This window comes from Kitasatospora sp. NPDC059146 (assembly GCF_042786665.1).
In the GTDB taxonomy this organism is placed as follows: domain Bacteria; phylum Actinomycetota; class Actinomycetes; order Streptomycetales; family Streptomycetaceae; genus Kitasatospora.
The window spans coordinates 1-9353 of record NZ_JBHZCY010000211.1 but is presented as its reverse complement, the minus strand read 5'-3'; the positions used below and the strand labels follow the sequence as shown (position 1 = coordinate 9353).

Here is a 9353-nt window from a genome sequence, read left to right as displayed (position 1 = left end):
AGAAGTCCCGGCGCCCCTTCGGCGTACCCGGCCCGGCGGGCCGCGGCGGGGCCGGCGAGGACTACTCGTCCTCGGCCCCCTCCTGGCTCTCCCGGGTCGTGCCCGGCCCCTCCGGCTCGGCCGGCCGCTCGGCCGTCGCGTGCCCGGACACCGGCTTCTCGCCGGTCGGGCCGACGTTCTCCCGGCGGCGCAGGTAGCGCTCGAACTCGCGCGCGATGGCGTCCCCGGAGGCCTCCGGCAGCTCCGCCGTGTCCTGCGCCTCCTCCAGCTGCTGGACGTACTCGGCGACCTCGCTGTCCTCGGCGGCCAGCTGGTCCACGCCCAGCTGCCAGGCCCGGGCGTCCTCGCCCAGCTCGCCCGGCGGGATGCGCAGGTCCAGCAGGTCCTCCAGCTTGTTGAGCAGCGCCAGCGTGGCCTTGGGGTTGGGCGGCTGCGCCACGTAGTGCGGCACCGCGGCCCACAGCGTCACGGCCGGCACCCCGGCGTGGGTGCACGCCTCCTGGAGCACCCCGACGATCCCGGTCGGGCCCTCGTAGCGGCTCTCCTCCAGGTCCAGCCGACGGGCCAGGTCCGGGTCGGAGGTGACCCCGCTGACCGGCACCGGCCGGCTGTGCGGGGTGTCGCCGAGCAGCGCGCCCAGGATCACCACCAGTTCGACGCCCAGCTCGTGCGCGAAGCCCAGCAGCTCGTTGCAGAACGAGCGCCAGCGCATGCTGGGCTCGATCCCGCGGACCAGCACCACGTCCCTGGTCACCGGCTCGGTCACCCGGACCACCGACAGCCGGGTGGTCGGCCAGGTGATCCGGCGGACACCGCCGTCCAGCCAGACCGTCGGACGGTTGACCTGGAAGTCGTAGTAGTCCTCGGCGTCCAGGGCGGCGATCACCTTGCCGCCCCAGGTCTCGTCCAGGTGGGCCAGGGCCGCGGAGGCGGCGTCGCCCGCGTCGTTCCACCCCTCGAAGGCGCAGACCATCACCGGGTCGATCAACTCGGGAACATCTTCCAGCTCGATCACCCAGCGTCTCCCTCCGGTCGGCGGTCGGACCGGCACCGCCCCGGCTGGCCTGCCGGGGCAACGACGGGCCGGCTGCCGCCTGTCGAACCTCTCGTCTCCCGTGGAACGGCTCGCTCCACGGTCCCTACCTGCCCAGCCTACGGGCTTTGATGCGCATGGCGGCCGGGCACCGGGACAGTCTGGGGGAGCGGACCGCCCCGAGCCAGCGGATATCCGGCCCTCGGCGGCTGACGCGACGTCAGGCGGCCCGGGGCGGACGCACGGTGCCTGACCGGCGACGCTGCGCCACGGGGAGCGGGCCGGGCGCCGCGGCGCGATGATGGGGGCGGGGCGGGCGGAAGGGGCCGACCGATGAACCGATGGCTGTGGATCGGCGCGGGTGCGGGCGCGGCGGCGCTCGCCGGGACCGCGCTGCTGGCGGTGGACCGGGCCGGGCGCCGGCTGCCGGTGGAGCACGTGACCGAGGGCGGGCTGGAACTCGCCCAGTCGCCCGGCGCGGTCTGGGAGGTGCTGACCGACATCGACCTCTACCCGGCCTGGCGTCCGGGCCTCACCCACGTCGAACGGCTGCCCGCCGGGGCCGGCGGGCGCCCGCGCTGGCGCGAGTACGACCGGCACGGGCACACCACCTACGAGGTGGTGGCCAGCGAGGCCCCGCACCGCCTGGTGACCGGCATCGCCGACCCGGACCTGCCCTACGGCGGCACCTGGACGTACCGGCTCACCCCGGCCGGGCCCGGCTGCTCGCTGACCGTCACCGAGCACGGCGAGGTCCGCAAGCCGCTGTACCGGGCCGTCGCGCACTACCTCTCCGGCGAGGACGCCACCGTGCACCGCTACCTGGGCGCCCTGGCCCACCGGATGGCGGCCTGAGCCGGCCCGAGCAGGGCGGAGCCTAGGAGGGGTCCACCCAGCCGCGCCGGTACGCCGCCCAGTTCTCCGGCGTCGCGGCGAAGTCCACGTACAGCGCGACCCCGAAGTTGGCCCGCCGCGGGTCCTCCCGGCCCAGGCCGAGGCGGACGCCCCGGACGGCCGCCGGGACGGTCTCCGCGTCGCCCCAGTGGCCCCACTTGTCGTCCCAGAAGAACGGCAGGCCGATCAGGAGGTCGACCTGCGGCGGGGTGGCCGCCAGGGCCAGCTCGGTCTGCCGGGCGACGTAGCCGCCGTACAGCGGCTCGGTCGGCATCGAGGTGTCGTAGGTCATCACCGCGATCTGGTCGACCCGGCGGGCGGTCTCCCGGAAGTACGCCTGGTCCCACCACTTGCCGTGGTCGGTGAGCAGGATGCCGGCCGTGTGCAGGCCGGGGACGGGGTCGATCTGCGGGGCCGCCACCGACAGCTTCGCGCCGCGGGCGGCCGTCACCGGGTGGACCAGGTCGAGCAGGGCGAGCCAGCCGGCCGAGCCGGGGCGGATCGGCTCCATGTCGAAGTGCACCCCGTCGAAGCCCTGGTCCAGCACCTGGACCGTGGAGGCGGCGACCCGCTCCCGGGTGGGCGCGTCGTCGAGGTCCAGCGCGTCCCGCTCGGGCTTGACCTCGTCCCCCAGCCAGCCCTGCAGCCGCACCCCCGGCAGTGCCCGGTGGGCGGCCTCGGTGAACCAGCGGGCCTTCGGGTGGACGGCGGGCGGCAGCGAGCCGTCGTGCTCCAGCGGCCCGGTGTGGACGTACAGGTCGCGCACGCCGGTGCCGGCCAGCTGCCGGGCCAGCGCGGCGACGTCGGCGTCGGTCTTGCGGCCGTCCACCCAGGCGTGGCCGAGCCAGACGGCGTCCCGGCCGCGGCTGCGGGCCTCGGCGGCCGGTTCACCCGAGTAGTGCAGCCGGATCGCGATGAACAGCGAGCCCAGCGCGGCGACCGGCACGGCCGCCGCCAGCCCCAGCGCCACCAGGGCGCGGCCCCACCACGGCAGGCCTCTCCAGCGGCGCAGCGGGGCCCCCAGGGCACGCCCGATCCGCCGCGCAACGGTCCCGAACCGGGTCATACGATCGCTCTCCCCTCGCGGTCGAGCGCTCAGGATACGGAATGCACCCGCAGGCCGGGCCGTGGGCCGGATACCCTGGCCACGTGCGGGCCCGAGCAAGCGGGCTCGCAAAGCCGACAGCCGTCGCACCAGGGAGACGCCCCATGGCCACTGCAGCCAACCCGTCCATCACTCAGCAGAGCCGCGCGAACGCGTTGCGTGAAGCGCTCGCCACCCGGGTGGTGGTGGCCGACGGTGCGATGGGCACCATGCTCCAGGCCCAGGACCCGACGCTGGAGGACTTCCAGAACCTGGAGGGCTGCAACGAGGTCCTCAACGTCACCCGGCCGGACATCGTCCGCTCCGTCCACGAGGCCTACTTCGCGGTGGGCGTGGACTGCGTGGAGACCAACACCTTCGGCGCCAACTTCTCCGCCCTGGGCGAGTACGAGATCGCCGAGCGCATCTTCGAGCTGTCCGAGGCCGGCGCCCGGATCGCCCGCGAGGTGGCCGACGCCCACGCCGCCGACGGCCGCACCCGCTGGGTGCTCGGCTCGATCGGCCCCGGCACCAAGCTGCCGACCCTCGGCCACGCCCCGTACGAGACGCTGCGGGACGGCTTCCAGAAGAACGCGGCCGGCCTGATCGCCGGCGGCGCCGACGCGCTGCTGGTGGAGACCAGCCAGGACCTGCTGCAGACCAAGGCCGCGATCCTCGGCTCCAAGCGCGCCCTGGCCGAGGCCGGACTGGACCTCCCGGTGCTGGTGCAGGTGACGGTGGAGACCACCGGCACCATGCTGCTCGGCTCCGAGATCGGTGCCGCGCTCACCGCGCTGGAGCCGCTCGGCGTCGACTACATCGGCCTCAACTGCGCCACCGGCCCGGCCGAGATGAGCGAGCACCTGCGCTACCTGGCCAAGAACGCGAGGATCGGCCTGTCCTGCATGCCGAACGCGGGCCTGCCGGTGCTCGGCAAGGACGGCGCCCACTACCCGCTCTCCCCGGCCGAACTGGCCGACGCCCACGACGTGTTCACCCGGGAGTACGGCCTCTCGCTGGTCGGCGGCTGCTGCGGCACCACCCCCGAGCACCTGCGCCAGGTGGTGGAGAAGGTCCAGGGCCGTCCGGTCGTGCGCCGCGAGCCGCAGCCCGAGCCCTCGGCCTCCTCGCTGTACCAGGCGGTGCCGTTCCGCCAGGACACCTCGTACCTGGCGATCGGTGAGCGCACCAACGCCAACGGCTCGAAGAAGTTCCGCGAGTCGATGCTGGCGGGCGACTGGCAGGCCTGCGTGGAGATCGCCCGGGACCAGATCCGGGACGGCTCCCACCTGCTGGACCTGTGCGTCGACTACGTCGGCCGCGACGGCGTCGCCGACATGAAGGAGATCGCCGGCCGGCTGGCCACCGCGTCGACCCTGCCGATCGTGCTGGACTCCACCGAGCCGGACGTGCTGCGGGCCGGTCTGGAGGCGCTCGGCGGCCGCGCGCTGCTCAACTCGGTCAACTACGAAGACGGCGACGGCCCGGACACCCGGTTCGGCCGGATCGCTTCGCTGGCCCGCGAGCACGGCGCCGGCCTGATCGCGCTGACCATCGACGAGCAGGGCCAGGCCCGCACCGCCGAGACCAAGGTCGCCATCGCCGAGCGGCTGATCGCGCAGCTCACCACCGAGTACGGCATCGACGAGGGCTCGATCCTGGTCGACTGCCTGGCCTTCACCCTGGGCACCGGTCAGGAGGAGTCCCGCCGGGACGGCATCGAGACCATCGAGGCGATCCGCGAGCTCAAGCGCCGCCACCCGGACGTGCAGACCACCCTGGGCCTGTCCAACATCTCCTTCGGCCTCAGCCCGGCCGCCCGCGTGGTGATCAACTCGGTCTTCCTGAACGAGTGCGTCGAGGCCGGACTGGACTCGGCGATCGTGCACGCCTCCAAGATCCTGCCGATGGCCCGGATCCCCGAGGACCAGCGCGAGGTCGCGCTCGACCTGGTCTACGACCGCCGCAGCGAGGGCTACGACCCGCTGCAGAAGCTGCTCCAGCTCTTCGAGGGCGTCTCCTCGGCGTCGGTCAGGGCCTCCAAGGCCGAGGAACTGGCCGCCCTCCCGCTGGAGGAGCGGCTGCAGCGCCGGATCATCGACGGCGAGCGCAACGGCCTGGAGGCCGATCTGGACGAGGCGCTGACGGAGCGTCCGGCGCTGGACATCGTCAACAGCACGCTGCTGGCCGGCATGAAGGTGGTCGGCGAGCTGTTCGGCTCCGGCCAGATGCAGCTGCCGTTCGTGCTCCAGTCCGCCGAGGTGATGAAGACCGCGGTGGCCCACCTGGAGCCGCACATGGAGAAGTCCGACGACGAGGGCAAGGGCACCATCGTGCTGGCCACCGTCAAGGGCGACGTCCACGACATCGGCAAGAACCTGGTCGACATCATCCTGTCCAACAACGGCTACAACGTGGTCAACCTGGGCATCAAGCAGCCGGTTTCGGCGATCCTGGACGCCGCGCAGGAGCACCGGGCGGACGTGATCGGGATGTCCGGGCTGCTGGTGAAGTCCACCGTGATCATGAAGGAGAACCTGGAGGAGCTGAACCAGCGCAAGCTGGCCGCGAGCTTCCCGGTGATCCTCGGCGGCGCCGCCCTGACCCGGGCCTACGTGGAGCAGGACCTGCACGAGATCTACGAGGGCGAGGTCCGCTACGCCCGGGACGCCTTCGAGGGCCTGCGGCTGATGGACGCGCTGATCGCGGTCAAGCGCGGCGTGCCCGGCGCGACCCTGCCGGAGCTCAAGCAGCGCCGGCACGCCAGGGTCGAGGTGGCGGAGCCGGAGCCCGAGGTCAACCTCGGCCAGATCCGCTCCGACGTCGCGCTGGACAACGCGCTGCCCGCCCCGCCGTTCTGGGGCGACCGGATCGTCAAGGGCATCCCCTTCGCCGACTACGCCTCCTGGCTGGACGAGGACGCGCTGTTCAAGGGCCAGTGGGGCCTCAAGGCCGCGCGCAACGGCGACGGCCCGTCCTACGAGGAGCTGGTGGAGACCGAGGGCCGGCCCCGGCTGCGGGGCTGGCTGGACCGGCTGCAGACCGAGGGCTGGCTGGAGGCGGCCGTGGTCTACGGCTACTACCCGGCCAACTCCAAGGGCGACGACCTGATCGTCTTCCACGAGGACGGCACCGAGCGGACCCGCTTCACCTTCCCCCGCCAGCGGCGCGGCCGCCGGCTCTGCCTGGCGGACTTCTTCCGCCCGGAGGAGTCCGGCGAGCGGGACGTGGTCGGCCTCCAGGTGGTCACCATGGGCAACCGGATCTCGGAGGCGGCCAACGAGCTGTTCGCCGGGAACTCCTACCGCGACTACCTGGAGCTGCACGGCCTCTCGGTGCAGCTGGCCGAGGCGCTGGCGGAGTTCTGGCACGCCCGGGTCCGCTTCGAGCTGGGCTTCTCCGGCGAGGACCCGCAGGACGTCAAGGACATGTTCGCGCTCAAGTACCGGGGTGCCCGCTTCTCGCTCGGCTACGGGGCCTGCCCCGAGCTGGAGGACCGCGCCAAGATCGCCGAGCTGCTCAAGCCGGAGCGGATCGGCGTGGTGCTCTCCGAGGAGTTCCAGCTGCACCCGGAGCAGTCCACCGACGCGATCGTGATCCACCACCCCGAGGCGAAGTACTTCAACGCGCGGTAATCCGTACGTCCCTCTCCGTTCGCTCTTTCCGGGCGAAGCGGGCGTATCCTGGATGATCCTGAACGGGCCGGTCCGCTGACCAGCGGGCCGGCCCGTGTCATCCCCGGGACCGTCCTGGGCGCAGCCGGAAGGACTTGCCATGACGACCAGCTCCACCGCCGCCCCGGCGCTCGACCTCGGGCGCGAGCCCGGCCTCCAGGCGGTGCTGCTGGACATGGACGGCACGCTGGTGGACACCGAGGACTTCTGGTGGCAGGCCGAGGTGACGCTCTTCGCCGAGCTGGGCCACCGGCTGGACGAGCAGGACCGGGCGCACGTCGTGGGCGGGCCGATGACCCGGGTGATGGAGTACCTGGTCGCCCGCACCGGGGTGGACATCGCCCCGGCCGACCTGGGGGCGCTGGTCAACCAGCGCTTCGTCGACCTGCTGGCCGGCGGGGTGCCGCTGATGCCGGGGGCCGAGCGGCTGCTCAACACCCTTGCCGCGCACGGCGTTCCGGCCGCGCTGGTGTCCGCCTCGCACCGGCACGTGATCGACATCGTGCTGCGCTCGCTGGGCGCCGAGCGGTTCGCCTTCACCATCGGCGGGGACGAGCTGCCGCGCACCAAGCCGTTCCCCGACCCGTACCTGGAGGCGGCCCGCCGGCTGGGCGCGGAGCCGGCCCGCTGCGTGGTCGTCGAGGACACCCCGACCGGGGTGCGGGCGGGCGAGGCGGCGGGCTGCCCGGTGATCGCGGTGCCCTCGGTGGCGCCGATCGAGGCGGCTCCCGGGCGGCTGGTGGTGCCGTCGCTGGAGCAGGTCGATCTCGAACTGCTGCGGTCGCTGGTCGCTTCGCGGGTGTGATTGTCATCTCATTGCGGTCAGGGTCTACTCGCCGGTAAGCGCCCCGGCCGGGGATCTCCGGGGGAGAAAACGGGCAATGGCTGACAACTCGTCGGGCGCGCCGTGATGCCCTCAACGACCGTGTCCCAAACGTCATCTGCACGGGTATCGGTCGTGCGTGTTCGATATGGCACGCTACTCGGGTTCGCGACACCCCCGAAGGACGCTCCCGTGAAGACTTCAGCTGAACGCCTGGCAGCACTCGGCTGCGCCGGTCTGGTCGCCGTGACGGTGGCCGGTTGCGGATCGGTCACCGACGCCGTCAAGGGGGACAGCGGCGGCAAGGCGATCACCATGGGGACCGTCCAGCTGACCGGCACCCTGGACCCCGCGGTGGTCTACGACTCCGGCTCCTGGCTGGTGCTGCGCAACGCCTTCCAGTCGCTGCTCACCTTCCCGGCCGCGGCCAGCACGCCCTCCCCGGACGCCGCGCAGTCCTGCGACTTCTCCGGCGGCGAGGCCACCGAGTACCACTGCACCCTGCGGCCCGGGTTGAAGTTCTCCAACGGCCACCCGCTGACCGCCGAGGACGTGGTGTTCTCGATCCAGCGGACCAAGAAGATCAACGACCCGAACGGCCCGGCCGGCCTGCTCTCCTCGATCAAGAGCGTGGAGGCCAAGGGCGCCAACGAGGTGGTCTTCCACCTGGCCGCCCCCGACGCCACCCTGCCGGCCAAGCTGGCCTCCCCGGCCGGCGCCATCGTCGACCACCAGGTCTACCCGGCCGACAAGGCGCTGCCCAACGACAAGCAGGTCGGCTCCGGCCCCTACCGCGTGGACTCGGTCGAGGGCATGGCCGACGGCAAGCAGCTGGGCAAGGTCGTCCTGGTCCCCAACGACAAGTACAGCGGCGACGCCAAGCTGCGGAACAACAAGTTCACCGTCCGGTACTTCGACAAGCCCGCCGACCTCAAGGCCGCGCTGGACAAGGGCGACGTCGACGTCACCGACAACAGCCTGGAGCCCAACACCGCCGCCCAGATCCGCTCCGACCAGCAGGGCGGCAAGACCGACCTCCAGGTCGTCGAGGGCGACAGCAACGACACCCGCTCGCTGGTCTTCAACACCAAGGACCCGGTGATGAGCAACGTCGGCGTCCGCCAGGCCGCCGCCGCGCTGCTCGACCGCAAGGCGCTCGCCCGCGACGTCTTCGCCCGCACCGTCCAGCCGCTGTACGCGATGGTCCCGGCCGGCGTCACCGGCCACACCACCGCCTTCTTCGACCGCTGGGGCGACCAGGACGTCGCCAAGGCCAAGAAGGCCCTGGTCGACAACAAGGTCCAGACCCCGGTCAAGCTCACCCTCACCTGGTCCCGCTCGCGGGCCGGCAACGGCGAGGCCGACACCTTGAAGAAGCAGCTGGAGACCGGCGGCCTGTTCCAGGTGACGGTCCAGCAGGAGCCCGACTGGGAAGCCTTCAAGAAGGGCTGGAACGAGGGCAAGTACCAGGCGTACATCGTCGGTTGGTTCGCCGACTACCCCGACCCGGACAACTACATCGCCCCGCTGCTGGTCGACGGCGGCACCTACCACACCGGCTGGGACGACCCGAAGATCAGCCAGAAGCTGATCCCGGACGGCCTCAAGCAGGCCGACCGCAGCGCCGCCTCGGCCTCCTACGCGCAGATCCAGCAGATCGTCGCGGAGAGCGTGCCGCTGATCCCGCTATACCAGAACAAGGCCTTCTACGCGGCCCGTGCCAACATCACCGGCGTCGAGTCCACCGTCGACACCACCGGCTTCTTCCGCTTCTGGGAGATCAGCCGCAGCGGCAAGTAGCGCGCGACGCACGGCGGCCCGCCCGCTCCCCCCGGTGTCCCGGGG

The 9353-nt window shown here is 72.3% G+C and carries 6 protein-coding genes; 4 read left to right on the top strand and 2 right to left on the bottom strand.

Translation table 11 applies throughout. The features are described from left to right. Nucleotides 1-61 precede the first annotated feature (61 nt). Nucleotides 62-1015 carry a PAC2 family protein gene (locus ACFXPX_RS42465; protein WP_375890770.1) on the bottom strand — a complete coding sequence of 318 codons (954 nt, stop codon included), beginning with the start codon at nucleotides 1013-1015 and terminating at the stop codon, nucleotides 62-64. Nucleotides 1016-1366: 351 nt separating this feature from the next. Between ACFXPX_RS42465 and ACFXPX_RS42460 the strand changes: the two genes are divergently transcribed. After that, nucleotides 1367-1888: an SRPBCC family protein gene (locus ACFXPX_RS42460; RefSeq protein ID WP_380524696.1), complete on the top strand. Its 522-nt coding sequence runs from the start codon at nucleotides 1367-1369 to the stop codon at nucleotides 1886-1888. A 22-nt stretch (nucleotides 1889-1910) separates the two neighbouring features. On the opposite strand, the gene ACFXPX_RS42455 is transcribed toward ACFXPX_RS42460, so the two are convergent. Beyond that, nucleotides 1911-2993: a hypothetical protein gene (locus ACFXPX_RS42455; RefSeq protein WP_380524697.1), complete on the bottom strand. Its 1083-nt coding sequence runs from the start codon at nucleotides 2991-2993 to the stop codon at nucleotides 1911-1913. A gap of 143 nt (nucleotides 2994-3136) precedes the next feature. On the opposite strand from ACFXPX_RS42455, the gene metH reads away from it, so the two are divergent. The 3 genes from metH to ACFXPX_RS42440 all read left to right on the top strand — a co-directional run bounded on the left by metH (nucleotide 3137) and on the right by ACFXPX_RS42440 (nucleotide 9308). Beyond that, entirely contained in the window at nucleotides 3137-6646 is a 3510-nt protein-coding gene (gene metH / locus ACFXPX_RS42450; RefSeq protein ID WP_375890776.1) for a methionine synthase, read from the top strand. A gap of 139 nt (nucleotides 6647-6785) precedes the next feature. Further along, the gene (locus ACFXPX_RS42445) at nucleotides 6786-7490 is read left to right on the top strand and encodes an HAD family hydrolase (RefSeq protein WP_375890778.1); all 705 of its coding nucleotides are present in this window, start codon (nucleotides 6786-6788) and stop codon (nucleotides 7488-7490) included. 210 nt (nucleotides 7491-7700) lie between these two features. Next, on the top strand, nucleotides 7701-9308 hold the full coding sequence (locus ACFXPX_RS42440; protein ID WP_380524698.1) for an ABC transporter substrate-binding protein: 1608 nt from the start codon (nucleotides 7701-7703) through the stop codon (nucleotides 9306-9308). Nucleotides 9309-9353: the final 45 nt, after the last annotated feature.

Excerpts from the sequence above, each read along its gene's own strand:
- metH (WP_375890776.1), top strand. The coding sequence starts at position 3,137 with ATGGCCACTGCAGCCAACCCGTCCATCACTCAGCAGAGCCGCGCGAAC.
- ACFXPX_RS42445 (WP_375890778.1), top strand. The coding sequence starts at position 6,786 with ATGACGACCAGCTCCACCGCCGCCCCGGCGCTCGACCTCGGGCGCGAG.
- ACFXPX_RS42460 (WP_380524696.1), top strand. The coding sequence starts at position 1,367 with ATGAACCGATGGCTGTGGATCGGCGCGGGTGCGGGCGCGGCGGCGCTC.
- ACFXPX_RS42455 (WP_380524697.1), bottom strand. The coding sequence starts at position 2,993 with ATGACCCGGTTCGGGACCGTTGCGCGGCGGATCGGGCGTGCCCTGGGG.